Source organism: Pseudoalteromonas aliena (assembly GCF_038155085.1).
GTDB classification, from domain to species: Bacteria; Pseudomonadota; Gammaproteobacteria; order Enterobacterales; family Alteromonadaceae; genus Pseudoalteromonas; species Pseudoalteromonas aliena_A.
Genome location: NZ_JBAKAU010000008.1, coordinates 115,237 through 140,652, shown reverse-complemented (window position 1 = coordinate 140,652; position 25,416 = coordinate 115,237). Strand labels below are relative to the sequence as shown.

Genomic DNA, 25,416 nt, shown 5'->3' with positions numbered 1-25,416 from the left:
CTATGAGTGAACAAATATTAATTGTGGAAGATGAAGTAAAGCTAGCCAATTTAATGAGTGACTTTTTAAGTAGCCATCACTTTACTACTCATCAAATACATCACGGGAATGAAGTATTACCTTGGCTTGAAATTAACAGGCCAAGTGTAATTTTGCTAGATATAATGTTACCAGGTCAAAGTGGTATTGAATTATGTAAAGCAATAAGGCGCTTTTCAAACGTGCCTATTATTATGGTATCGGCAAAAGTAGAAGAAATAGATAGGCTGCTTGGGCTTGAGTTAGGTGCAGATGATTATATTTGTAAGCCGTTTAGTTATGCTGAGCTGGTGGCGCGCGTAAAAGCTATTTTAAGGCGATTAAGTAGCGCAAGTGATGTTAAAGAGTCAACAATGAAGCTTGACGAGAGCAGCTACAGCGTAAAATATAAATCAAGCAGTATAGAATTGACGAACTTTGAATTTCAGCTATTTAAACCTTTGTTTAATAACCCAAATCGTATTTATTCGCGCGATAGTTTAATGGACACTATGTACGCCGATCAGCGTGTTGTGAGCCATCGTACTATTGATAGCCATATTAAAAAATTGCGTAAGAAACTCGATGAAGTGACACAGACTGAAAGTGTTATTCAGTCTGTTTATGGGGTTGGCTATCGATTTGTGCATCCACTGTAAGGTGGAATGAGCTGTGACGATGATCTACTCATTATCGTCAGCATTTTTAATTCGCTCTAAACGGTCAAACTCTTCGTATTCTGCAGCTTGAATTTCATCAAGAATAGAATCTACGTCTGCAATTTCGCCGCTGTCTTCAAATTCACCTGTAAGCGTTGAATTAGGCGTTAAATTGGCCTCTTCAAATAGTGCCCACATTTCTTTAGCGTATTGAGTTTTTAGTATACTTGGCGCAAATTCACCATAATAGCGGCGTATGTTATTCACATCGCGTGCAAACATAGCTTGTGCACTATTATTTGCTGAAGCGTTAACGGCTTGCGGTAAATCTATAATTACAGGGCCGTTATTATCTACAAGTACATTAAACTCAGATAAATCACCGTGTATTATACCTGCGCAAAGCATTAGCTTAATGTAATGTATCATGAGTTTATATTGCTCAATAGCTTGCTCTTCGCTAAAAACGACATGTCCAAGTTGAGGGGCTACGTTACCATCCTCATCAGATACAAGCTCCATAAGCAGCACACCATCAATACAAAAATAAGTATCAGGAACACGTACACCCACACCAGCTAAACGAGATAACGCATCAACTTCGGCATTTTGCCAAACTTCTTCTTCTAATTGGCGGCCATAGCTAGAGCGTTTACTCATAGCACGCGCTTGGCGTCCACCTCGTACTTTTCGACCTTCTTGATATTGTGCTGCTTTTTTAAAACTACGTTTAACCGCATCTTTATACACTTTCGCACAGCGAATATGTTCACCACAGCGGACAATAAATACATCGGCTTCTTTACCGCTCATTAGTCGGCTTATTACCTCGTCAATAAGGCCATCATCAACAAGGGGTTGTAGGCGTTTAGGTATTTTCACAGATTGCCTGCTAAGTAGGGTTGGTTATTAATCATTATTTATGAAAGTGCTCTGTATTTGTTTGTTTAATTGGCTCAAGCAGTATATCAGCTTTGAGAATCAAGGGCAGTAACACTACTGCTAGAGAGTAATTAATCGTATTATTTTATTAGCTTATATATTGATTGCAAAGCAATCAACCAGAACTTTTTGAATCATCAGTTTTTATTAAAATAATTTATTACTTCCTCATTATTTGCACATTGTTTGCGTTTTTAAAACGTAAGCTTAGTGTAATTCTTAAATACGAGGTTATTACTATGAAGCATTTTTCAACTCTTGCCACTGTGGCAGTATTATCTATTGCTTTTTCAGCTAATGTAGCTGCTCGAGGCGGTGACAACCCTCCTGAAAAGCCAGACTTTTCAACTATTGATACTGATGGCGATGGCGTAATTAGCTTTGAAGAGTTTAGTGCTAAAAAACCACCGCATGGCGATGCACAAACAATTTTTGATTCTATAGATGCTGATGGTAATGGCGAAATTAGTGAACAAGAACTTAGCGATCATAAACCACCTCGTCGTAAACGTTGAAAGGAAACTAAAATGATTAATAGTATAAACAGTAGCTCTGCGAGTTTCATGTCGCAACAAAGTAGCCAAGCTGCAAAATTAACAACAGAGCAAAGCGATTTTGTTAAAGAAACACTTGCACAGTTTGATGCAGAAAACTTAACTAGCGATGATGCGCAAAGTATTCAAGCGGCGTTTAAAGAACAAGGAATTGCGCCAACAAAAGAGCTTGCGGATCTAATGGGCGAACTTGATTTTGATGCTAAAAGTATTGGTGATGCAGGAAGAGCAGAAGGTCAAAGACCGCCGCCACCGCCACAAAATTCACTTGAGTCAGTAGATACGGATGAGGTAGTGAGCTACCTAGATGAGCTATTAACTGAGTATTCAAGCCAGTTGTCTGATGAAGATAAAGAATCAATCCTTGCATCAGTGCAGGAGAAGTTTGGTTTAAGTGAAGGTGATTCACTGCTAAGTGTAACTGTTTAAGTGTTATTACTTAGGCCAAAGCTGACTGTTACTCGAAAGTCTTAAGTCCAAAGCCCAACGGTTGATTCTGTTGGGCTTTTTTATTGGCTTAATTTAAGCGTGTTTCTATATAACTGGTGCCATCTTCTTCGGTAAATTTAAATACAAAATCTTTTTTACCATCTTGGTTTATATCTACCAGAAGAATATCTTTATTATTTTTAGGCAGCGTTAGCTTTAATTTTTTGCGTTTATCATTTAGTAGTGAATCTTGCTTTCCATAATAAATATACAGCGTTTTTTTACTGTATTTGTATACCGCATCAATATAGCTGTCGCCGTTAATATCTCCTAAATAGAGACCCGGTTCTGATTCATCGCCATTCATCCCCACTTCCATTTCTAAATCAAGTTCAATACTCGATTTATTGGCAAATGAGCCGTCGGGTTGCTGTTTATAGAGGTTCATTTCTACATCTACATCAGTACTGCCACCGCCCAATGCCATAGACGCGATAGTACCTAAGCCAATATCTAAGTCCATTTTTTGTAAATCAATTAAGCCATCATTATTAAAATCAGTTTTGAGCAATAACTCACTAGGGCCCTGTGTTTCAAATAAAGTAATGGGTGTATTAGTAAAACCGTTAGCACTCCCTAGGTACAAAGTATGTGCTATTTTTATATCTAGCGAGTCCATACCTTGCGTTGGCTTAAACTGTCTGGTTGTAAAATCTAGAAATCCGTCGTTATTAATATCAATAATTTGGTTTATTTTACGAGTCTCGCCATTGCTTAGCTCGCCTAGCTCGATGTTAAAATCAATTGAGGTGAGCTTTTGCTCAAAGCCCTCTGAATTAGCTAGTAGTACATCTGCTCCAAAGTCATTTGAAAAAACTAGGTCGTTTAATCCGTCGTGGTTAAAATCGATAACAACGGGCTTATTGTTAATATTAACTTCTAGAGAAAGCCCTTTTCCTGAAAAGCGGCCTTCATACTTAGGCGTTTGCTTAAATTGGCTAGGCTTAAAGCTGCCATTTTTATTTTGAATGTATAAAGTACTGCTTACTAAACCAGGAATGAAAATATCGCTTAGTCCATCATTGTTAGCATCGAAAGCAAAGTCTACTTTTTCAAATTTATCTATTTTTAATTGATTAAGAACCGACTCATAATTAAACAACAATGTTGGTTTACCTGCTTGAGCTTTATATACGCCATCACTTGTTAGTACGAGTGCTTGTTTATCGGTAATGTTAGCAAGTGTTGCCACATCAAACCCGATGGCGTTTTTAGGTAAAGCAAGTTCACTACTAAGTGATGTAAGTAAATTGATGGCTTCTAATTGTTTTGATTCTTTATTATATGCAAATAAAATCTCTGAATCGGTTGATACTAATTCATCCGTTGTTTTTATTGCCATTGTTTGAGCTATAACGCTCATGGGGGTAAGTAAAGTGATGAGTGAATAGCAAAGTGATTTTATCATGCAAATTCCTTTTATATATTTAGTTATTTAATCACGTTTTTATTGTTCACTTATTAAAATAACGTAGCGCATAACTTGTTATGTTCAGTGCTGGCTGTTGTGCTAATTAGCGCAAATTCAAACGTAATATACTTATGTAAGTTGGATTATATTTAGCCTACGCTAATTACTATGTACTGGGTGTAAGTAATTGTAAGATTATGTTTTAATCAACAAGAAGGGGAAGCGCATAGCTTATATGTTGCAGCTAAGCACTTTTAGTGGATTTTGGTTGCTAACTACAAAATTTGTTTTGACCATGTAAATAAGCGTCTACAAAATCTACTTCCATTGGCCTTGAGAAGTAATAACCCTGAAGGTGGGATACACCAATATTAGTGAGTGTGTTTGCTTGCTCAATGGTTTCGACGCCTTCGGCAACAACCATAAAGTCTAAAGATGAGGCCATTTGTACAATTGCATGAATAATACTTAATCCTCTTTTATCCATATTTTGAATAAAGCTTCTATCTATTTTTACTATATCTACACCAATATCAAGCATGCTTGAGAGTGATGAGTATCCAGTACCAAAATCATCAATTGAAATACAAAAACCTTGTTTTTGAAGTGCTTTAACAGCAGTCAAAAATGTGAGTTTATCCTCGGCAAAAACTGATTCGGTAATTTCTATATGTAGATTTTTAGACTCTACTTGGTGGGTATTTACTATTTTTAATACCTTAATTACAAAGTCAGGATCTTGTAATTGAATAACCGATACGTTTACACTTATAGCAATTTGGGGTTGCAAATGGCTAAATTTTTTAGCTTGAATACAGGCTTGATCGATTACCCAAAGACCTAGCTCGGTAATTAAACCGTATTGCTCAGCAATAGTAATAAACTCATCAGGAAAAATATTTTCACCGTCTAATTGCCAGCGTAATAATGATTCAAACGAGGTAACCTTGTTTGTTTTGCTATCAACAATAGGCTGAAACACTAGCCTCAAACCGTTTTCTTCTACGGCACTGGCTAAGCGTTGGCTTAAAAGATATTCCCTCTCTTGCTTTAATTTGAGCGAATCGTTATAAATATTTATATTACCTTTAGTCATGCGTTTTTGGTGATACATTGAGGTGTCAGCAGAGCGAATTATGGTATGTAAGTCGTTACCGTGCTCTGGGTATATGGCAATTCCAATAGTGGCAGACACCCATTTTTGATACTTATATTTTTCGTGTTCGGCGCCAATACTCTGTAGCACATTATTTGCAAACTCTACCAGTTGGGTTTTGTTTTGGTACATAGTTAAAATTAAAAATTCGTCTCCGCCCCACCTACATTTAAAAAGGTACTGGTCGCACACGTTATTAATTCTTCGTGCAACCTCTTTTAAAACCTTATCACCTATTTTATGACCCAACGTATCGTTAATTTGTTTAAAGCCATCTAAATCTACAAATAATAAAGCAAAGGGTTCTTTAGGATTATCGGCGAGTTGTTTGTTTGCATTTTTTAAAAATGCGGTTCGGTTTAGTAGATTAGTAAGTGGATCGGTATTTGATAAGCGGTAAATTTCTTCGGTACGTTGTTCAACCTTGTTTTCCATTTCATTAAGTAGCTCTCGGTTTTGGTTTTTGAGCTTAATAGCACTATGTGTAAATGTGGCTGATTTATATGATGAAGCAATCATAATTGTGGAAAAAGTTAAACCTAATAACCCCAATATGTGGTAGAAACGATCGTTTGAAAATGTGAGTAAAAAAGAGTACGGCGCTAATAAAGTAAAGCTATATAAAACTGCTGTAAAACGACTACCAGACAGTAAATTTGCAGAGCCGCCAGCAAGCGCTGATAAAATAGCAATAGTCGTAGTAACCTCTACAGTAGAGGATGTGCTATGAAACCAAAGAGCATACCCACACCAAGACATGGCTGTTAATATACAGCCAACTGTAAAGCGTCTTATATAAGAGTGTATTTTGTAAGGCTGGTTTGATTTTTGAGTTTTAAAAAAAAGTGTTACATCAATAACGCGCAAAGTAAGTACGCACATTATTATGCCAAACCATACTATTTTATCGTGATTAGCTTTTTCATTATTTATATTAAAAGCAAAGACTAAAGCAACACTCACTAATATAGAAACGGCAATTCCGGAAACAGCATTCGAGTATAAAATTTTGAGCGCTTCTTTTCGCTCACCAGTACTTAAATTGTTGTATGGCACTAATTAAAACCTTTTTCAAAAAAACAATCCCTAGGAAATTAAGTAAACCATTTAGCAAATTACACCAATGTAATACTGATAATACAAAGAGCTTAATAAGCCTTTACGCAGCTAAATAAAACTTTAATATAAAACAAATATAGCTTATGAAAGCAAAAAAAAAAGTTAGCACAGTAAAAAGGCTCATAATAAATAATTATTATGAGCCTTAAAATTTTCAAGCAGGACAAAGTGTTAACGACTTTACTTGCTGTTATGTAGATTTAACCTTCGAAATCGCTATCGTTATGGCGCTCTGCCATTTGCTCTTCCTCGGGCCCCCATGTGCGATTTACACGGCGACCGCGTTTTACAGCAGGGCGTTCAGCAACTTGTTTTGCCCAGCGAACAACATGGGTGTATGAGGCTACATCTAAAAATTCAGCTGCATCATATAAGTCGCCTAAAACAAGCGAGCCATACCAAGGCCAAATTGCAATATCGGCAATTGAGTATTCATCACCGGCCATGTATTCATTTTCGCTTAAATGACGATTTAACACGTCAAGTTGGCGTTTAGTTTCCATGGTAAAACGATCAATAGGGTACTGCATTTTACTTGGGGCGTAGCTATAAAAGTGACCAAAACCACCACCTAAATATGGAGCTGAACCCATTTGCCAAAACAGCCAGTTACGACACTCTGTTTTAGCCTTTAAATCTTTAGGGATGAGTACATCAAATTTTTCAGCCAAATACTGTAAAATAGAACCTGATTCAAAGATGCGGGTAGGTGGGGTGGTTGAATGATCCATTAGCGCTGGGATTTTTGAGTTTGGATTAATATCAACAAAGTCAGATCCGAACTGATCGCCATCACCTATGTTTATTAAATATGCGTCATAGTCTGCATCTGTGCAACCAAGCTGTAAAAGCTCTTCAAACATAATTGTAGCTTTTTGGCCATTTGGCGTAGCAAGAGAATAAAGCTGAAATGCGTGCTCGCCAATAGGTAGAGTTTTGTCATGAGTCGCGCCTGCAATTGGGCGGTTAATGCTTGCAAATTTACCGCCACTTTCACTTTCCCACGTCCATACTTTTGGTGGAGTGTATTCGTTTTGATCACTCATAAATAACCTCTGTTAGATGAAATACATACATGATAAATGTGGCCATAAAAAATTAATTAAAGGCCCTAATATATAATTTACCGACCTTTTAATTTATCGGCTTTTGCTAATCTATAACCTAAAAAGAACCCGCTTAGTGCTCCAAATAAATGGCTTTCAAACGATACATGATATCGCTGTGGCAAAACACCCCATATAAAACCGCTATAAAGTACAGCCACTACAACAGCAATTATAATTGATTTTAATGAGCGTCTTACTAAACCGTAGCATAAAATAAAGCCCCACAGACCATATATAACGCCGCTTAAACCTACATGTATATTACTTCGGCCAAATGCCCAGACTAGCAACCCGCCCACTAAAGCAGTAAAAATAAATACATTGTAAAAACGCTTTACGCTGTACTGACAAATTAGCCAACTTAACACCACAAATGGGACCATATTACTGGCGAAGTGCCACCAGCTACCATGTAAAAAAGGTGCGCATAGTATGCCAATTAAGCCTTGGATACTGCGTGGATATATACCTAAACCATTTAGGTTTATACCAGGAAGGCTATTGATCACCTGTAATGCAAAGCAAATAGTAACAACACTAAAAATTGCGAAGCGGGTACTAGTTAGTAATGACAGTGTGGTTGGCTTGGTTACCATATAATCGCCCTAATTGACTTTAAGAGTTGCCAGTATAGGAATTGTATTTACTAATGAAAAGCAATTAAAAAAGCACAGCGCAAAAACGCTGTGCTTTCTTAGTAATTAATCCCAATTAACCTAACTTAGTTAATAGTTTTTTAGCTGCTAGTTCAGAGCTTGCTGGGTTCTGGCCGGTAATGACTAACCCATCTTCTAACGCCAATACGCCCCAGTCGTCAGTTTTTTGATAATCGCCACCTTTTTTAATTAGCTCGTCTTCAACTAAAAATGGCACTATATCGGTAAGTTGCACTGCCGCTTCTTCAGAGTTGGTAAATCCTGTTACTTTTTTACCCGCGACTAATGCATTGCCATCAACATCTTTAACATTTAAAAATGCTGCACTTGCATGACATACCGCAGCTACCGGTTTTTGCTCTTTTACAAAGTTTTCGATAAGAGAGATTGAATCAGTGTTATCAGCCAAATCCCATAATGGGCCGTGGCCGCCTGGATAAAATACCGCATCAAAATCGCTAGATTTCACTTCACTCAACACTTTAGTATTTGCCATAAGTGTTTGTGCTACGCTGTCTGCGTCATAACGTTTTGTAGCATCTGTTTGAAAATCGGCAAGTGTGCTTGTCGGATCAATTGGTGGTTGGCCGCCAGCTGGAGACGCTAACGTTACTTCAACGCCTGCATCAACAAATGCATAGTAAGGGGCTGCAAATTCTTCTACCCAAAAACCTGTTTTTTCGCCAGTGTTACCAAGTTCTGCGTGAGATGTAAGAACCATAAGTATTTTTTTAGACATTGAAAATATTCCTTGTGATTATCTGGATTAGTTAATCTTGCTCATCAATTACTATATGCACTAACCTTGCTTTAAACAACGATGATAAATTTAACTTTATTGGTTTAATAATTGATACAATAAAAAGGTTGAATTTAAAACACACTACGGAGCATTTATGAAAGTGTCGTTTGAGCAGTTAAAGAGCATGGTTGTATTTGCCCAAATTGTAGAGCAGGGCAGTTTAACGGCGGCGGCTAAGCAGTTAGGGCTTACACGGGCGGTTGCAAGTTATCATTTAAAAAAATTAGAAACGCAGCTTGAAGTTACTTTACTAAATCGCTCAACTCGTACCATGGCGCTTACTGAGGCAGGTATTACTTATTATGAACGTTGTAGAATAATTACCGAACAAGCTAATGCGGCTAATCAGCAAATAGAAAATATAAAAAGTGAGCCACAAGGTTTACTTAAAATTAGTTGTCCAGTAAATGTGGGGATGCAGTTAATTGTGCCCGCAATAAATACGTTTAAGCGCCAATACCCTAAAATAAAAATAGACTTACAACTTACTGACGACGTGGTTGATATTATTAAAAATGGCTTTGATTTTGCTATAAGAGGTGTGGCATTGAGCGATTCTAATTTACAAGCCACCAAGCTGACTACAATGAGCACCTGCATTTGTGGCGCACCAGATTACTTTACTCATTTTGGTAAACCTAAAACACCTTTAGAATTAACAGAGCACCAATGGGTGGTTTATCAATTAGGAAGCAAAACGTTAACCCTTTCAAAAGATGGCAAAAAACACGATATTACAATGCAAGGCGGTTTAAGTACTAATAACGCCGCCGCACGTACTGCCTTTGTAGAAGCGGGGCATGGCATTGGGCGTATTCCGCTTTACGATGCGTGGCCAAAAGTACAAGCTGGGCTGCTTGAAATTATATTAGATGATTATAAAAGCAAAGATATTGAACTGTACGGAGTATTTCCACCAGGGGCTGCGGGCTCTAAAAAACTACGATTGTTTATTGATTACTTAAAAGCATACTTTGTAAAACAGCATACCGCTTTAGGTATGCTGAAAAGTACTTAATGAGTAGTTTTTTACAGCATTTATAAAGTTCGGCTAAATAATGCCACCGCTTGTTGATACATATTAATTGCAAGGGCTGCATCGTATCGCTCACCTTCATCACGCATAAAGGCATGCTGTGCGTTAACTTCCTGCCACTGGTAATTAATGCCCGTGCTTACACATTGCTGGTATATTTTAGCGCGACCTTCTTTTGGCACATGCGGGTCTTGTTTACCCCATATAAAGTGAATTTCACCTTGTATATCAGCCATACGTTCAAATGAGTTATTGTTCGGTTTTGCCGGTAATGTATTGCTATGGATATCGGTTGCGTATAAACAAAAAGCGGCTTTAACTTCAGGGTTGAGTGCTGCTCTGTAGGCTAAGTGACCGCCAATACATACGCCCATTGCGCCGACGGTGCCTGTGCAATAGCTTTGTAATCGAATAAAGTCGATCATAGTTTGTGTATCGCTGTCGTGGTGCTCAAGTGGTTTTTTCCACTTGTCGGCATTGCCTTTATCTTTACCTGTATCATCGTAAGCAAGCACAGTGCCTATAGGGTTTAACTCATGAAACACTTCAGGCACTAACACCACAAAGCCATGGCTAGCTAAAATAGCTGCGCTGCGTGCAATGGGTGCTGTTTGCTGAAAAATTTCAGAATAAAAAATAATAGCAGGGAACTGTCCTTGCGCTTGAGGACGGTAGATGGTTGTTCGCATTAAACCTGTCGGTGTTGGTAAGTCTGCAATATGGTGTTGAATTATCATAAAAGCGCTCAGTAAAATAAAATTATGTATGCTGATATGGTAACTGAGCGCGATAAAATAAACGACTGTTGTGGAGTATTTATATACTCGCAGGCATTTTATTACAGCTGGCATAATAACTTACCGTAGCAGGCCAATCTGAAAAAATAGCCATTACCCCCACGTCTTTTGCGAGTACATCAACAACCCTCATCATGTCGCCATCGTTATCTATTACCTCAGCAATCGATTGATAGTAATAACCACCGCCTTTATTTAGCGGCCCTGAGCGCTCAAGGCTCCATGCTATAAGCGCTAAACCGGCTGCTTTGGCATCAATTGCGTATTGCGATGGCACAATATTACTTTCGCTATCAATTGTTAGCATCATCCAAATAGGAGGCGCTAAAATTTTAACGCCGTCAGCCACAAGTTCATCCATGCTCGGTTGCCATGTTTGTGGATTATTAGGATCAAATCCTGCGTCACTGTCACGACCATCTAGGTATACGCTTTTATCTGCAAAGTCAGGGGTGGTGTTAATCCAGTGTTTTACGTCATCAAGATTAAATGATTGCGGATAAACGCGATCAGGAGCAATACCCATTTGGATGTATTCATCTAGCATTTTTTGCGCATATTGCACTTGCGTCATGCCATTAAATGGCATACTTACTTGTGGCGATTTTAGCTCTGGGGTCATTTTTACACCCAGCTCATTAAACAGTGCAATGCTTTGTTTGTGGGTCATTACTGTACCGCTGGTGGCGTATAAGTCAGTGCGCCAATTGGGTGTACCATCCATGTAATCGGCAACGGTCGTTGCATTAGTGTTTGCACCATCCATTTTACCTTCAAGGGTTAAAAATTCCGCTAAGCTTATATCGCTGGTACAACATTTAGCTGATGCAGTAATACCATTAGCAGGGTCGGCTGGTGTAAAGGGGGTACTGCATTTAGCTGCAAGCTCAGGAATGGCTAAAATATTAGTTGTGGTGTGTAAGTCGCATTGAGAGTGGCGACATACAAGCTCTTTGTCATTTGTAAATGTAACATCGCATTCAACAATGCCTGCGCCCATTCTCGCTGCCGCAATATAAGCCTCTTTAGTGTGTTCTGGATATTGCATTGGCGCACCGCGATGACCAATAGCAAAATCGGTGCGGTAAAAAGGCCCTTCACTGCAGGACTCTAATTTTGTTTTTAGTGTGCTGTGAGCCATATCATTAATTAAGTAATAAGGGCGTGAACCGACTTGAATATTCTCAGCAGAGGAGTGAGTTAAAGCGTGCTTTGTTACACAACCATTAATAAAAATAAAACTCAGAGTAATTAGCAATGGGTTTAGAGACATGATTAACTCACTTATAATTTAAATTAGCTTTAGTTTAACGTTATTTTATGGCTGTTTTATTAAAGTGATGATTTATCAATAACGCTGTTAGCATTATGCCAGCGCCAATACTTAATCTTAATATGTCGGCATTTTTATTCCATATAACAACATTCACAATGATCCCCGCTGGGATCAGCAGGTTATTCATTACAGCTAACGTTCCAACGTTGACAAGCGTTGCGCCTCTATTCCACATAAAGTAACCTAATCCCGAGGCGACTATTCCTAAATATATAAGTACTCCCCATTGAGTCGAGGTGCTTGGTAATTTGCTGGCATTGCCAAATAATGCATAACAAATAGTGGCAACAATAAGTGCACCGATAAAAAACCATCCAAATACGGTTTTTTCATCAAGCTGATTGTTCGCCATTAAGCGTTTGTAGGTAACTTGGCCAATAGCAAAGCTTATATTAGCGCCTTGGACAAGTAATAAGCCGATGATGAAATTATTATTTAGGTTTTCATAGCGAATAGTAATTGCACCCATTACAGCAATAAACGCGACGATAAAAAAAACAGGGTTGAAGTGTTTGTTCAAAGCATCATTTAGTAAAGTAATGTACAAAGGAGTCATAACGGTAAAGAGTAGTACTTCAGGAACACTTAAAAATAAAAATGAATGATAATAAAAACCGTACATAATACCAAGCTGTAGGGCGCCTATTAGCATAAGTTTAAAGGCGAGAGGCTTTGACATGTGTTTAAGTTTTAAAAAAGGTAAAAAAATCAGTGTTGCTAACGCAATACGTATTAATACACTAAACCAAGCATCAACTTGGCCCGCCAAGTACACGCCAATTAAACTAAATGAAAATGCCCAAAGTAGGGTAACTGCAAATAAATAGCTCATAACCGTCATTTATTAAATAATTAATGAGGTTAGTGTATCTGCTATAAATTAATGTATAAACAATAAAAGCCCGCAAGCGGGCTTTTATAATAGAATAATTAGATTGTTAATTATTCAACTAAACCACGGCGCTTAAGTAGTGCGTCGGTAGTTGGTTTTTGGCCTCTAAACTCAAGATAGCTTTGCATTAAGTCGCGGCTATTACCTTTTGATAGGATTTCTTTACGGAACTTATCACCATTTTTACGTGTTAGGCCGCCATGTTTTTCCATATGTGCAAAGGCGTCGGCTGCAAATACTTCAGTCCAAAGGTAGGCGTAGTAACCTGCTGAGTAACCACCGGCAAATGTATGGCTAAAGTAATTTGATTTATAACGCGGTGGAACAGGGTAGTAATCAATACCGTGTGCTTTTAACGCATCATTTTCGAACTTTTGTACATCACTGATCTTTTTATCTGAACCAAATGAATGCCATTCCATATCAAGTAAAGCAGCGGCTAAATATTCAGTAGTACCAAAACCTTGGTTGAATTTTTGCGAAGCAAGTACTTTATCAAGTAGTGCTTTTGGAATTGGTTCACCCGTTTTGTAGTGCTTAGCGTAGTTAGCAAGTACTGAAGGCTCAATCATCCAATCTTCGTTTGCTTGTGATGGAAACTCAACAAAGTCACGTGCTGTTGCAGTACCTGCAAGGCTTGGGTATTTAACGTCTGAGAATAAACCGTGCGCCGCATGACCAAACTCATGAAACATTGTAGACACTTCGTCGAAGGTCATAAGCGTAGGTTCGCCTTGTGCTGGCTTTGGAATGTTTTGTGCGTTGTAAATTACAGGTTTAGTGCCTTTTAAGCCACTTTGAGTTACATATGAACTCATCCATGCACCGCCACGTTTACCTTCACGTGCATATGGGTCCATGTAAAATAAACCAATAGTACTGCCATCGGCGTTAAACACTTCATAAGCAGTTACATCTTCGTGGTAAACAGGTAGGTCTTTACGCTCTTTAAACGTAATACCGTAAAGCTTGTTCATCGCAAAAAACAACCCATCATGAATTACAGAGTTCATTTCAAAGTATGGTTTAACAAGTGCAGGGTCTAGATCGTATTTTTCAGCGCGTACTTTCTCAGCGTAAAAAGCCCAATCCCATGGTTTAAGCTCAAAACTTTCACCAGAGTCGTTAATGACTTTTTGAATGGCAGCGGCTTCTGTTTTTGCTTTTTCAACCGCTTTAGGCGCAAGATCATCTAAAATGCCGTACACGTTGTCAGTTGTTTGTGCCATGCGTGATGTCATGACATACGATGCCCAATCTTTAAAGCCTAAAAGCTCAGCTTTTTGAGCTCGTAGATTCGTTTCTTTAATAATAATAGGGCCATTGGTTTTGGCAGCACGATTTGCCGACGCTTTGAAGATTTGTTCACGTAAATCGCGGTTTTCAAGGCTTGATAAAATTGGCTGTTGCGTTGTGTTTACAAGCGTGATCATGTAGCCGTCTTTACCTGCTTTTTTAGCCGCAGCCGCAAGGCCTGCAATTTCGCCTTCTGAAAGACCTGCTAATTTACTTTTATCAGTAACGACAATGACGTCTTCTTTAAACGATTTTAAAATGTTTTGAGAAAACGCTGTAGAAAGCTCTGCAAGTTGTGAATTGATTTCACGCATTTTTGCTTTTTCAGCGTCATTTAACTTAGCGCCTGCTTTTACAAATTGCTTGTAGTAAAAATCTACAAGACGTTGATCTTCAGCATTAAGCGAGCTTTTGTTGTCGTAAATCGTTTGCACGCGCTTAAATAATGCACCATTTAAGTAAATGTCATCAGAGTGAGCTGATAATATCGGCGCCATTTTTTTACTTATACGCTGGTATTCGTCATTCGAAATCAAACCTGAAAGGTTATAAAAAGCAGTCGATACACGGTTAAGTAGCTCGCCAGATAGTTCCATTTCAACTAATGTATTTTCAAAAGTTGCAGGAGCTGGGTTATTAGCTATTTTTTCTATTTCAGCTGTGTGTTGTGCTATACCAGCATCGAAAACAGGTTCGTAGTCTTTTGTGCCAAATTTATCAAACTCAGGTGCCATGTATTGTAATGGACTTGGTTTGAATAAAACATTGTTTGCGTTCATGTCTTGTACTTGCGCTGTGCTTTCTTTTGTCATGTCTGTAGGTTCGTTAGAAGAACAAGCCGATAGGATTAGGGCACTAGCAATCGTAGTGGCGATTAGGGTTTTACGCATAATAACTCCATAAAAAAATTAGCCGAAATAGGCTTTGCGAGTCGAAAAACCTAGTTAACTTATCAAATTTTGGGGTTTATACAATAAAGTTTATCGGTATTAAGGGGGATTTAAACGCAAATTAGCTAATATTTAGCTTTAAGGGGGGTAAAAGTAGCTCTGAAAATGAACGTTTGAGTTACTTAATAATATGATTTTGTGCTTTAGAGGCGATTAGTTATAACCAAGGATAAAATTTCTTTCAGATCCAAGGCTATTAGATTGTTGTCCAAATTCTTTATTGATAGTTACTGGAGTTTGCTCTTGTTCGGCCAGCAAGTACAAAACTTTATTTCGGTAATCTAGGCTGCTTTCAAACAATTTTAAATCTACCTGCGGCTGCAAAGTTGCGAGTCTTTGATTTAAAGTAAATTGTGTCATAAGTGATCTCCAGTGCTTGTACACTATTTATATAGCACTTGGTGCAATAAAGAGTTAATAAAATTAATATCGAACTTATTAACTTGGCGTTTAACACTCTTATGCCGTGCTAAGCTTAGCGAAAACTGAATTACACTTATTTTTACTGAACGAATAACAAGCAAAAAAAGATATCGGGAACACTAAATACCCTGGAACAAATTAATCAATACTTAGCTTTTGTAATATTCACTTATAACGACGTGAATATTACAAAAGCAAAAGTAATTCAAGTGCCACTTATATTCTTTGCTATGGTGGTTTGTAATACATTAACAAACTGGACACTGATAGATGGCAATGCACGCTTATCGGTCAGTGTCGGCGTTGTGTATGGTTCAGACGTTATACTGGTTAAAAAGCTTATCCAGCAAGTGCTTGATGATCATGATGCAATATTGGTTAATCCAAAGTCATCAGTGTTATTTGATGACTTTGCAGATAGCTCTTTAGTGTTTAATGCTATTTTTTGGGTATGCGCCGAGTCTGAAACCATGCTTAGAAAAGTACGCAGTTTTGGTATTTATGCTGTATTTGAAGAGCATGATGTAGTGATTGCGCTTCCACAGCGCGATATTCATATAGACGGCGAAATTGCTTTTAAAAGGTCGTAGTTCTAATAAAAAGTCGCCTATGGGTGACTTTTTTATGAGTAATAGCGACGTTTCTATTTTGGGTTAATATGTAAAACAATCCATTTTTCTTACTTTACTTCGTGATCTCCAGTGAAGGACATATGTCCTCACTATTGGGTTTTTGCATCTAAATAGCGATAAAAACACGCAGTTTTGTAGTTAAATGTTGCAAAAAAGTTTCTATTTATGTTTATATTTATGCAGTAAAATTATTACACAATGATATAATCTTAATCGTTCGTTCAGCCTTATTACTCCGTTTTGTACTCTCGGTGATGAGGTCCGCGCGCCATATAGCAAGTCGCGAAAAATTGTACGAGCCCGCAATGAATACATTGCGCAACACAAAAAACCGTTGAACAAGAGTGCATACTAAAGGTTAATACCCGACATGAAATCATTAAAGAAGTCTGCAATAGCGACAATTATTAACGCTGCACTACTATCCGCTGCTGGCACATCTATTTCAGCATTCGCCGCTGAAGAAACGGCTAAAAAAAGCAATCAACTAGAAGTTATTCAAGTTACCGCCCGTAAACGCGTAGAAAATGCACAAGAAGTACCAGTAGCAGTATCTGCATTACAAGGTGATAACCTTGATGCATATAGCTCTGCTGGTATGGATATTCGCTTTATGAATGCGAAAATTCCAAGCTTAGCAATTGAATCTTCATACGGCCGTACTTTTCCGCGTTTTTATGTACGTGGTTTAGGTAATACCGATTTCGATTTGAATGCATCTCAGCCCGTATCGCTAGTTGTTGACGATATTGTACAAGAAAATGCGATTTTAAAAGGTTTTCCTGTATTTGACGTTGAACGCGTAGAAGTACTACGTGGTCCTCAAGGAACGCTATTTGGTCGTAATACGCCGGCTGGCCTTGTTAAGTTTGATTCAGTTAAGCCTAGTCAAGAATTTGAAGGTTTTAGCTCAGTATCATACGGTACAGATAGTGCTGTAGATTTTAGAGGTGCTGTAGGTGGTGGCTTAACGGATAATCTTTCTGCACGTGTTTCTGTATTATGGCAAGATAAAGATAATTTTATTGATAACCGTGCGCCAGGTTTTGAACAAGACGACGCACTCGGTGGATATACAGACCGCGCTGCACGTGTTCAATTCTTATATGAAAAAGATGATTTTAGTGCTCTTCTTAACTACCACGTACGTAACATGGATGGTACGCCAATTCCATTTCGTGCTAATGCAATCAAAAGTGGAACTAACGATTTAGTTGATGATTTTGACTACAAGGTTGTTTATCACGACGCTGCAGCTCGTGAAAAACAAGCTGTTGATGCACAAGGTATGAGCTTAAAGCTTGAGTATGATTTTAATGATTACACTATCACCTCAATATCTGGATGGGAAAGCGCTGAAGTAAGCTCGCGCGGTGATATTGATGGTGGTTATGGTGCTGATTTTCTTGGCGATTACCATGGCCCTGACTCAATCCCATTTCCATCAGAAAGTGAAAGCGTATTACCCGATCATGACCAATACACTCAAGAGTTACGTTTAGCTAGCAATTTTGATGGCGATATTAACTTTCAAACTGGGCTGTTTTACTTTGACGAGTCAGTGACCATCGAAAACTATGGTTATGACACGCTAGCGGGTGGCGCATTAAATGGTTATGTTAATCAACAACAAGATACTAAAGCATGGGCTGTATTTGGCTCTGTAGATTACACTGTATCAGATGATTTAAAACTAACAGCTGGCCTTCGTTACTCAGACGATGAAAAAGACTTTGAAGCAGTACGTAAAATAATAAGTGATGATTGTTTAAATAATCCTATGCAATGTACAAATGATATCACTCGTACAACAGAAGTAAGTGATGATCATGTTAGTTGGGATATTTCAGCGTCTTATAAATTGAATGATGATGTTAATTTATATGCACGAGTTGCAAATACATTCCGTGCACCAAGTATTCAAGGCCGCATTACGTTCTCTGACGATGTTACTACAGCTGATTCAGAAACGGTTACTTCATACGAAACGGGTATTAAATCAGACGTACTTGATGGTCGTGGCCGTGTAAATGCAAGCGTTTATTATTTTACTATGGACGATCAGCAATTAACGGCTGTTGGTGGTACTGCAAATACAACCAGCCTACTTAATGCTGATAAAACCACTGGCTATGGTTTTGAGCTTGATACAGAATGGGTGTTAACCGATGAGCTTAATGCCACGTTTAACTTTAGTTATAATAAAACTGAGTTAAAAGACAACAGCATTACTATTCCGGTCCCCGTACGTGACACGCTTCATATAACTGACACTACAGTTGATGGCAGAGCAATCATTGACGGAAATAGTTTACCAAATGCACCTGAGTTTATTTCTAACTTAACACTTCGCTACTCTAAAGAATTAGCTGATGGTAATTTTTACGCTTACACAGATGTGTCGTACCGCAGTAAAGTTAACTTCTTCTTATATGAAGCGGTTGAGTTTGAAGGCAAACCGTTAACAGAAGTAGGTGTGCGCGCCGGTTACACATGGGCTCAAGATGATAATGAGTACGAAGTAGCTTTATTCGCTCGTAACTTATTTGATGAGCAAGTTGCTATTGGTGCAATCGACTTTAATAACAACACTGCAATGGTTAACGAAGAACGTTATGTTGGTGCTGAATTTAAAGTTAACTTTTTCTAAAGATAACCTTAAATTATATTAATTTTTAAAAGCCTGCTTTGCGCAGGCTTTTATGTTTTTATAAAGCTGGTAAAGTAGCGTTAATTAATTTAAAGAGATAAAAAGATGGCTGGATTTTGGAATTACCGTGTAATTTTTTGTGAAGCAACGAAAGACGAAGCAGCGCAATATCAAATACATGAAGTAGAATATAACCTAAATGGTAAAGTAACTAACTGGTCAGAAACTGGCGCAGCCCCTTTTGGAACAACCTTAGATGAGTTAAAAGATGACTCGGAGCGCTTAAAAACAGCATTTGATAAGCCTGTACTTAAAGTTGTACGTAAAACGCGTGGCTACGAGCTTGTTGATGTTGAAACAGGTGAGGAAGCAACGGGTGAGCCGCCAGCAGGCTTAACGCAATAACTGTATTTATATAAAAGGTGCCTAAGGCGCCTTTTTTTATTGTTAAAATTTATCTTAGGTTAAATAAGGAGTGAGTATGACTTTAAAAGCAATATTGTTTGATATGGATGGCACATTAGTTGATTCAGAAAGCATGCACTTTGTATGTTGGAGTAAATTACTTAAACCCTACGGTGTTAGTTATTTAGAAAATGATTTTTGCCAGCGTTTTTCGGGACGACCTACATTAGAAGCTGCAATCGAGATTAAGCAAGAGCATAGCTTATCGGTAAGTGCACAGTTTTTAGCGGATGAAAAATACCGTTTATTTGGTGAATATGTAAAAACACATTTACCCCCCCTGATGCCATTTACAGAGGAAACGCTGAAAGTTGTAAAAGCGAGCGGCTTAAAAATGGCGCTAGTAACAGGCAGTGCTAAAAGTGAAGCCATGCCAATACTTAAAGGTTTAGGGTTTTATGATCTGTTTGATACGGTGGTTACAAAAGATGATGTAACTAATCCTAAACCTGCAGGGGATCCATATTTACTGGCACTTGAGCAGATAAATATACAACCTGACAATGCTATTGCTGTTGAGGATACTTACACAGGTGTAACAGCTGCTAATAACGCCTTGTTACGTGTGGTAGCCATTGCCAATAGCCATACTAAATATCACGACTTCAGCCAAGCTACCTATCAAATGAGCAATTTAGATGAGCTTTGGCAATGGGCGCAATCTCAACTATAGTTTAAGTCAACTTTTACATGCTTGGATGCGCCAATGTTTACTATTAAACACCTGCTTTTAATTGTTATTGTACTTTTTACGCAATGCATAAGTGCGGCACAACCGTCTGTTTTACTAGCTAAAGTATATGACGAAACGAAGCATTATGATGTAAGTAAATATTTAGTCAGTGAAAAATATGATGGCGTAAGAGCTATCTGGACCGGCACGGAGTTTGTCACTCGTAAGGGTAATATTATCAATGCGCCAAGTTGGTTTACAGCGCCATTGCCAAATGTATGGCTTGATGGTGAGCTGTGGACTAAACGTGAGCACTTTTCTGCGCTTAGTGGCATAGTCAGAACTAAAAAACCTAATAATCATGATTGGCAAACTATTACTTATAAAGTATTTGATATGCCAAATGAAAATCTGCCTTTTAGCACTCGCTATAAAAACTATAATGAGCTTATTACTAGCCTAAACTCGCTGCACATTAGTGCTGTAGTTCAATATAGCTTTACAAATAATGAGCAGCTTACAGAGTATTTTAACAGCATAACTAAGCAGGGCGGCGAGGGCGTAATGCTTCATTTAGCTAGCGCTAAGCACAGTAATGGAAGAAGTAATGCATTACTAAAATTAAAACCTTATTTAGATGCAGAAGCGGTTGTGATTGCGCACTTACCAGGTAAAGGAAAATACGAAGGTATGTTAGGTGCATTGAGGGTAAAAACAGCACAGGGGCAAATATTTTCTATTGGTACTGGGCTTAGTGATGAAGAGCGATCCACTCCGCCTGAGATAGGCAGTACTGTAACGTACCGATTTCATGGCTTAACAAAAAATGGGTTACCGCGTTTTGCTAGTTTTTTACGAGTCAGAGATAGTTTATAACATTTATAAATTTTACAAAGTGTGCTAAATTGCGCGGCCTTTTTGGTAATGTGTGGTGAAGTATGTTTGTAGGTTTTGATTACGGTAGTTCTAATTGTGCTATGGGTGTAATGAGCGAGGGCAATGTTCAATTAGTACCGTTAGAGCAAGGAAAACATTACTTACCGTCTACACTTTACACTCATCATAGTGCGTTGGTTGTTGATTTTGTTGCTAAGCATTTACATGGTACAGCCCATGAGCATGACTTTTTAACGCAGCGCCAAGCATTATTAAATACCTTACCTCGTATTAAGTCAGATCTTGATTTACAACCTTCAGATGAAACCCTATTTATTGGTCGTGAAGCGATTAGCGAGTACGTGCAGTTTCCTGAAGAAGGCTATTTTGTTAAGTCTCCTAAATCATTTTTTGGTGCAACAGGTTTAAAGCAAGGTCAAATTAACTTTTTTGAAGATATCGCAACCGCGATGATCTTAAAAATTAAGCAACGCGCTGAGCGCTCTTTAGATAAAACACTTACACAAACAGTGATTGGTCGCCCAGTAAACTTTCAGGCTGTGGGTGGTGAGCAATCAAATCAACAAGCGGTCGGTATTTTAGAGCGTGCTGCTAAACGTGCCGGTTTTAAAGAGGTAGAGTTTTTATATGAGCCTCTTGCTGCGGGTATCGACTACGAGAGTGATTTAACTCAAGATCAAAAAGTACTCGTTATTGATATTGGTGGTGGTACAAGTGACTGCTCATTTGTACAAATGGGCCCAAGCTTTAGAGGAAATAGCCAGCGCGATAGCGATTTTTTATCTCACAGTGGTAAACGTGTTGGCGGAAACGATTTAGATATTGCTTTGAGCTTTCATGGTTTAATGCCGCTATTGGGTTTAGGTAGTACGTTTAAATCAGGTTTGCCTTTGCCTAATCAAGCATTTTGGCAAGCGTGTAAAATTAACGATGTAAACTTACAAAGCCAATTTTATAGTGAAAGCCATACCCGAGAGCTAAATGCACAATTACGTGATGTCAGTGCACCTGAGCTTTATAAGCGTTTAATACATTTACAGCAAAACAAGCAAGGTCATCAGTTAGTGCAACAAGGTGAAGCGGCTAAAATAGCACTTTCATCAGCTAGTGCGTTTGATTGTGATTTAAGCTTTTTAGATAGTGGACTGAATAAAAATGTATCAGTAAGCGATTTAGCAGTTGCCGTTGAGAGTAGCATTAGTCAAATAGTTACTTTAGCAAAACAAGCAATTAGCGACGCTGCGACCACGCCAGACATTATTTACTTAACAGGCGGCAGTGCACAATCACCATTGATTAAAGCGGCTTTAAGTGAGCACTTAGGCGATATAAAAATGGTTAACGGGGATCACTTTGGTAGTGTGACCGCTGGCCTGACTAAATGGGCCAGCATGCTTTATAAATAATCTAGATTACAATTTAGGTTTAAAGAGCTATTTGTCGGGTTGCGAGGTATTTTTCGTAATCTGGCAATGTACGTTCAAGCTCTACGTCCATAAGCGGTGAGCTTAATAACATATCTGCACTCACTTCATTACACGCCACTGGAATATTCCAAACAGCCGCTAAACGCAGTAGTGCTTTAACATCAGGATCATGAGGCTGTGATGCTAATGGGTCCCAAAAAAATATTAAAACATGTATCTCATGTTCTGCTATTTTAGCGCCAAGTTGTTGATCGCCACCCATAGGGCCACTTAAAAGCTGAACTACATCAAGCCCAGTGGTTTTTTGAATTAAATGCCCCGTAGTACCTGTGCCATATAAAGTGTGCTTACTTAGTATTTCTTTGTGTTTTTCACACCATAACTTTAATGCTGCTTTTTTACCATCGTGCGCCACTAAAGCAATATTTTTTTGTGCGGGAAGAGATTGTGTTTTTTGTTCCATGCTAATTCTTTTTATTAGTGAACCTAAACTCTGAAGAATAAATCTCTTCACCAAAGTGTAGGTTAGTTAAAATAATAGATTGATAGCAAGGGCTATAAATACAATGCCGGTGATCCTATCAATCCAAAGCTGGCTGTTTGGGTTACGTCTAAAAAACTGTGCAATTTTGTCGCCAAAATAAATATACGTGCAGTCAATCGGAAAAGCAAAAAGAGGGTAAAGTAAGCCAAAAAACGTGAGCTGAAAAGTCGCTGATGAAAGCATTGGGTCTACAAATTGCGGAATAAATGCAATAAAGAATAATGCTACTTTAGGGTTTAGCACTTCAGTCATCATGGCTTGAAACATGACATTACTTTTTTTACTGATATTTATATGCGGTTTATCAGTTTGCTTGCCCTCAGATATAGGCTCTGGCTGCTTTAGCGTGCACTTAATCATCATAAACCCTAAATAGCATAAGTATGCTGCGCCTGCGTATTGCACTGTGGCATAAGCACTTGGGGAAGCTTTTAGGACTGCGCTTAGGCCTACAACAGCAAATAGCGTATGAACAACCCCACCTAATGCAAAACCAAAAGCACTTTGCATACCAGCGCTTCGACCATTAGCAAATGTTTGCGCCATCAAAAATGCATTCGATGGCCCAGGCGCTACTGCCATTAAAAAGCTGGCTAATAAAAATGAGACTAGAAAGTCAGGATTGATCATTGAGTACTTTTAGCTGGGTGTAAAGTATGTGCTTTTTTGCTCATTAAAATAAGCCAAAGCGGAACTAGCAATAATAAGTGAAAAGCAATCAACCACGGTGTACTTAGCCCTAAATATTGGGTTAAAACGACAAGTATACTCGCGCCACTCATTTGCATAGCCCCGAGTAAAGCAGAAGCTGTGCCTGCTTGTTTAGGAAAGCTAGATAGAGACATTCCTGCAGCAGAGCCTAAACTTAAAGCAAACCCTAATGCAGCAATTAAAATAGGTAACATAAGCGCAAATGCTGTTTCTATATGACTCAAGGCTAGCATTAAAATGCCTGAGAAAACCAGTATACTCACACCGACACGCAAAGCACGTTGGCTATTTCGTTTAATGTAGGTTGGTAAAATAAAACTTGCGACAATACTTATTACGGCATTTAACGTAAACCAAAAAGTAAAGTTGGCTACTGTGCCGCTTAAATGTGTAATAAGCCAGCCTGGTGCGAGCGTTACATACACTAATATGGCCGACATTGAGACCATACAAATTAGGCTATTAAACAAAAATACCGGTGTTTTAATAATTGGTGTAAAGCGACGTAAATCTAAAATATGCCCCTGATAATGACTATCAGCAGGGCGAGTTTCTCTAAAAAAGAATAGGGTAACAGTAAGGCCCAAAATGGCAAACGCGGTTAAAAACATAAAGTTCATACGCCAGCCAAACTGTACGGTAAGCCAAGCCCCTAAAATAGGTGCCATTGCCGGAATAAAGCACACAATCCCGTTCAGGTAGGTAATCATTTGTCCGCTTCGTTCACTGCCATATTTATCACGTACTATCGCAAATGCGACAACAAATGTGGCACACGCTCCAAATCCCTGAAAAGCACGTGCTATTAGTAATACCTCAAAAGAAGGCGAGTAGTACGCGAGTAATGCAGAGCTTGCATACAAACTAATGCCCACTACTGCCACTGGTTTTCGGCCAAATCTATCAGCCAAAGGGCCCGCAATTAATTGGCCTAAGCCTACTGTAAGCATAAAAATAGCAACGGTTTGCTGCACTTGTTGTTCAGTAACTGCAAATTGTTCTGCAATAGTTGGAAAAGCTGGTAGGTAAATATCGATTGCCATAGGGCAAAATATAACGAGTAACGCTAAGATAAGTAACAAAGTCATATTAGGTTTAGCGGGCTGTGTTTGCATTGAGTCTCCTTTTGCCGAGTATTTTAGGTGGGCACTCATAAAAAAGAAAGGGCTTATGACCCCTGCATAGGTTGTCATTCTTACTTTTTGATTGGATTAAGCTAAAAAGCCCGCATAAATGCACTTCTTAAAACTGGTCTGATGTGCTAATTTTAAAAAAGTAACTGTTGATGGAAAATAATAATGAGTAATAAATCTGCACTTGTACAGACATGGCATAAATTTAAGCGCCTACCTTTTGGGAATTGGCTTTTTACTAAAGCCGTTTGCTTTAAAGCGCCATATTTTGGTTCGATGAAACCTTATGTACTCGATTTGAGAGAGGGCCATTGTAGTGCGATGGTTAAAAATCGTCGCAGCGTCCATAATCATATTGGAACTATTCATGCTATTGCGCAGTGTAATTTAGCTGAATTGTGTGCAGGTGTAATGGTTGATGCAACAGTGCCAGTTAGGACACATCGCTGGATCCCAAAGGGGATGACAGTTAGGTATTTGGCTAAAGTAGATACAGATGTACGAGCAGTCGCTGAAATTGATTTACCACATAAGTGGATTGATAAAGAGGACCTAGTCGTACCGGTTAAACTTTATAATACCCGCGATGAACTCGTGTTCACCGCTGATATTACTATGTATATTACTGAGAAAAAATAA

At 38.5% G+C, this 25,416-nt stretch carries 24 protein-coding genes and 1 pseudogene; 11 read left to right on the top strand and 14 right to left on the bottom strand.

The features are described from left to right. The first annotated feature begins 2 nt into the window (after positions 1-2). Entirely contained in the window at positions 3-677 is a 675-nt protein-coding gene (locus tag V6260_RS10050) for a response regulator (protein ID WP_341593941.1), read from the top strand. Positions 678-701: 24 nt separating this feature from the next. Here the strand turns inward: V6260_RS10050 and V6260_RS10045 are convergent, their stop codons facing one another. After that, positions 702-1,559 carry a PA4780 family RIO1-like protein kinase gene (locus tag V6260_RS10045; protein ID WP_341593940.1) on the bottom strand — a complete coding sequence of 286 codons (858 nt, stop codon included), beginning with the start codon at positions 1,557-1,559 and terminating at the stop codon, positions 702-704. 299 nt (positions 1,560-1,858) lie between these two features. Here V6260_RS10045 and V6260_RS10040 point away from each other — a divergent pair, with 299 nt between their 5' ends. Both V6260_RS10040 and V6260_RS10035 read left to right on the top strand, forming a co-directional pair. After that, positions 1,859-2,134, top strand: coding sequence for an EF-hand domain-containing protein (locus V6260_RS10040; protein WP_341593939.1), 276 nt, complete (start codon positions 1,859-1,861; stop codon positions 2,132-2,134). A gap of 12 nt (positions 2,135-2,146) precedes the next feature. Then, positions 2,147-2,602 carry a hypothetical protein gene (locus tag V6260_RS10035; protein WP_341593938.1) on the top strand — a complete coding sequence of 152 codons (456 nt, stop codon included), beginning with the start codon at positions 2,147-2,149 and terminating at the stop codon, positions 2,600-2,602. Positions 2,603-2,690: 88 nt separating this feature from the next. On the opposite strand, the gene V6260_RS10030 is transcribed toward V6260_RS10035, so the two are convergent. The 5 genes from V6260_RS10030 to V6260_RS10010 form a co-directional block, all read right to left on the bottom strand. Continuing rightward, on the bottom strand, positions 2,691-4,070 hold the full coding sequence (locus V6260_RS10030; protein ID WP_341593937.1) for a VCBS repeat-containing protein: 1,380 nt from the start codon (positions 4,068-4,070) through the stop codon (positions 2,691-2,693). A gap of 274 nt (positions 4,071-4,344) precedes the next feature. After that, positions 4,345-6,285 (bottom strand): bifunctional diguanylate cyclase/phosphodiesterase, encoded by a 1,941-nt coding sequence (locus V6260_RS10025; RefSeq protein ID WP_341593936.1) that lies wholly within the window; start codon positions 6,283-6,285, stop codon positions 4,345-4,347. A 263-nt stretch (positions 6,286-6,548) separates the two neighbouring features. Continuing rightward, positions 6,549-7,394 carry a glutathione-dependent disulfide-bond oxidoreductase gene (yghU, locus tag V6260_RS10020; protein WP_341593935.1) on the bottom strand — a complete coding sequence of 282 codons (846 nt, stop codon included), beginning with the start codon at positions 7,392-7,394 and terminating at the stop codon, positions 6,549-6,551. Positions 7,395-7,471: 77 nt separating this feature from the next. Further along, entirely contained in the window at positions 7,472-8,053 is a 582-nt protein-coding gene (locus V6260_RS10015; protein ID WP_341593934.1) for a rhomboid family intramembrane serine protease, read from the bottom strand. A 115-nt stretch (positions 8,054-8,168) separates the two neighbouring features. Further along, the gene (locus tag V6260_RS10010; RefSeq protein ID WP_341593933.1) at positions 8,169-8,852 is read right to left on the bottom strand and encodes a type 1 glutamine amidotransferase domain-containing protein; all 684 of its coding nucleotides are present in this window, start codon (positions 8,850-8,852) and stop codon (positions 8,169-8,171) included. Positions 8,853-9,009: 157 nt separating this feature from the next. Between V6260_RS10010 and V6260_RS10005 the strand changes: the two genes are divergently transcribed. Next, the gene (locus V6260_RS10005; protein ID WP_341593932.1) at positions 9,010-9,933 is read left to right on the top strand and encodes a LysR family transcriptional regulator; all 924 of its coding nucleotides are present in this window, start codon (positions 9,010-9,012) and stop codon (positions 9,931-9,933) included. Between the two features lie 20 nt (positions 9,934-9,953). Here V6260_RS10005 and V6260_RS10000 read toward each other — a convergent pair whose 3' ends face one another. The 5 genes from V6260_RS10000 to V6260_RS09980 form a co-directional block, all read right to left on the bottom strand. After that, positions 9,954-10,688 (bottom strand): dienelactone hydrolase family protein, encoded by a 735-nt coding sequence (locus tag V6260_RS10000; RefSeq protein ID WP_341593931.1) that lies wholly within the window; start codon positions 10,686-10,688, stop codon positions 9,954-9,956. A gap of 79 nt (positions 10,689-10,767) precedes the next feature. Then, positions 10,768-12,021 (bottom strand): glycerophosphodiester phosphodiesterase family protein, encoded by a 1,254-nt coding sequence (locus V6260_RS09995; RefSeq protein ID WP_341593930.1) that lies wholly within the window; start codon positions 12,019-12,021, stop codon positions 10,768-10,770. Positions 12,022-12,061: 40 nt separating this feature from the next. Next, positions 12,062-12,916, bottom strand: coding sequence for a DMT family transporter (locus V6260_RS09990; protein ID WP_341593929.1), 855 nt, complete (start codon positions 12,914-12,916; stop codon positions 12,062-12,064). 110 nt (positions 12,917-13,026) lie between these two features. Further along, on the bottom strand, positions 13,027-15,162 hold the full coding sequence (locus tag V6260_RS09985) for a M3 family metallopeptidase (RefSeq protein ID WP_341593928.1): 2,136 nt from the start codon (positions 15,160-15,162) through the stop codon (positions 13,027-13,029). A 213-nt stretch (positions 15,163-15,375) separates the two neighbouring features. Continuing rightward, complete coding sequence (locus tag V6260_RS09980; RefSeq protein ID WP_341593927.1) at positions 15,376-15,582, bottom strand: hypothetical protein; 207 nt, start codon at positions 15,580-15,582, stop codon at positions 15,376-15,378. Between the two features lie 305 nt (positions 15,583-15,887). Between V6260_RS09980 and V6260_RS09975 the strand changes: the two are divergent. From V6260_RS09975 to yegD, 6 genes and pseudogenes are all read left to right on the top strand, one after another. Continuing rightward, positions 15,888-16,235 (top strand): annotated as a pseudogene (locus tag V6260_RS09975) (mechanosensitive ion channel protein); the annotation flags it as partial. A 412-nt stretch (positions 16,236-16,647) separates the two neighbouring features. Then, on the top strand, positions 16,648-18,927 hold the full coding sequence (locus V6260_RS09970; protein WP_341593926.1) for a TonB-dependent receptor: 2,280 nt from the start codon (positions 16,648-16,650) through the stop codon (positions 18,925-18,927). A gap of 105 nt (positions 18,928-19,032) precedes the next feature. Continuing rightward, the gene (locus tag V6260_RS09965) at positions 19,033-19,332 is read left to right on the top strand and encodes a hypothetical protein (protein WP_002958185.1); all 300 of its coding nucleotides are present in this window, start codon (positions 19,033-19,035) and stop codon (positions 19,330-19,332) included. A 76-nt stretch (positions 19,333-19,408) separates the two neighbouring features. Beyond that, positions 19,409-20,065 (top strand): HAD family phosphatase, encoded by a 657-nt coding sequence (locus V6260_RS09960; RefSeq protein ID WP_341593925.1) that lies wholly within the window; start codon positions 19,409-19,411, stop codon positions 20,063-20,065. 33 nt (positions 20,066-20,098) lie between these two features. After that, the gene (locus V6260_RS09955; RefSeq protein ID WP_341593924.1) at positions 20,099-20,941 is read left to right on the top strand and encodes a DNA ligase; all 843 of its coding nucleotides are present in this window, start codon (positions 20,099-20,101) and stop codon (positions 20,939-20,941) included. A 62-nt stretch (positions 20,942-21,003) separates the two neighbouring features. Beyond that, positions 21,004-22,368 carry a molecular chaperone gene (yegD, locus tag V6260_RS09950; RefSeq protein ID WP_341593923.1) on the top strand — a complete coding sequence of 455 codons (1,365 nt, stop codon included), beginning with the start codon at positions 21,004-21,006 and terminating at the stop codon, positions 22,366-22,368. A gap of 19 nt (positions 22,369-22,387) precedes the next feature. Here the strand turns inward: yegD and V6260_RS09945 are convergent, their stop codons facing one another. The 3 genes from V6260_RS09945 to V6260_RS09935 form a co-directional block, all read right to left on the bottom strand. Next, positions 22,388-22,852 carry a methylglyoxal synthase gene (locus V6260_RS09945; protein ID WP_341593922.1) on the bottom strand — a complete coding sequence of 155 codons (465 nt, stop codon included), beginning with the start codon at positions 22,850-22,852 and terminating at the stop codon, positions 22,388-22,390. Positions 22,853-22,918: 66 nt separating this feature from the next. Then, positions 22,919-23,563, bottom strand: a complete 645-nt coding sequence (locus V6260_RS09940) for a LysE family translocator (RefSeq protein WP_341593921.1) — start codon at positions 23,561-23,563, stop codon at positions 22,919-22,921. Then, a complete protein-coding gene (locus tag V6260_RS09935) occupies positions 23,560-24,759 on the bottom strand; it encodes a multidrug effflux MFS transporter (protein ID WP_341593920.1) in 1,200 nt (399 codons plus the stop codon). The genes V6260_RS09940 and V6260_RS09935 overlap by 4 nt, the downstream gene beginning before the upstream one ends. A gap of 183 nt (positions 24,760-24,942) precedes the next feature. On the opposite strand from V6260_RS09935, the gene V6260_RS09930 reads away from it, so the two are divergent. After that, positions 24,943-25,416, top strand: a complete 474-nt coding sequence (locus V6260_RS09930) for a hotdog fold domain-containing protein (RefSeq protein WP_341593919.1) — start codon at positions 24,943-24,945, stop codon at positions 25,414-25,416.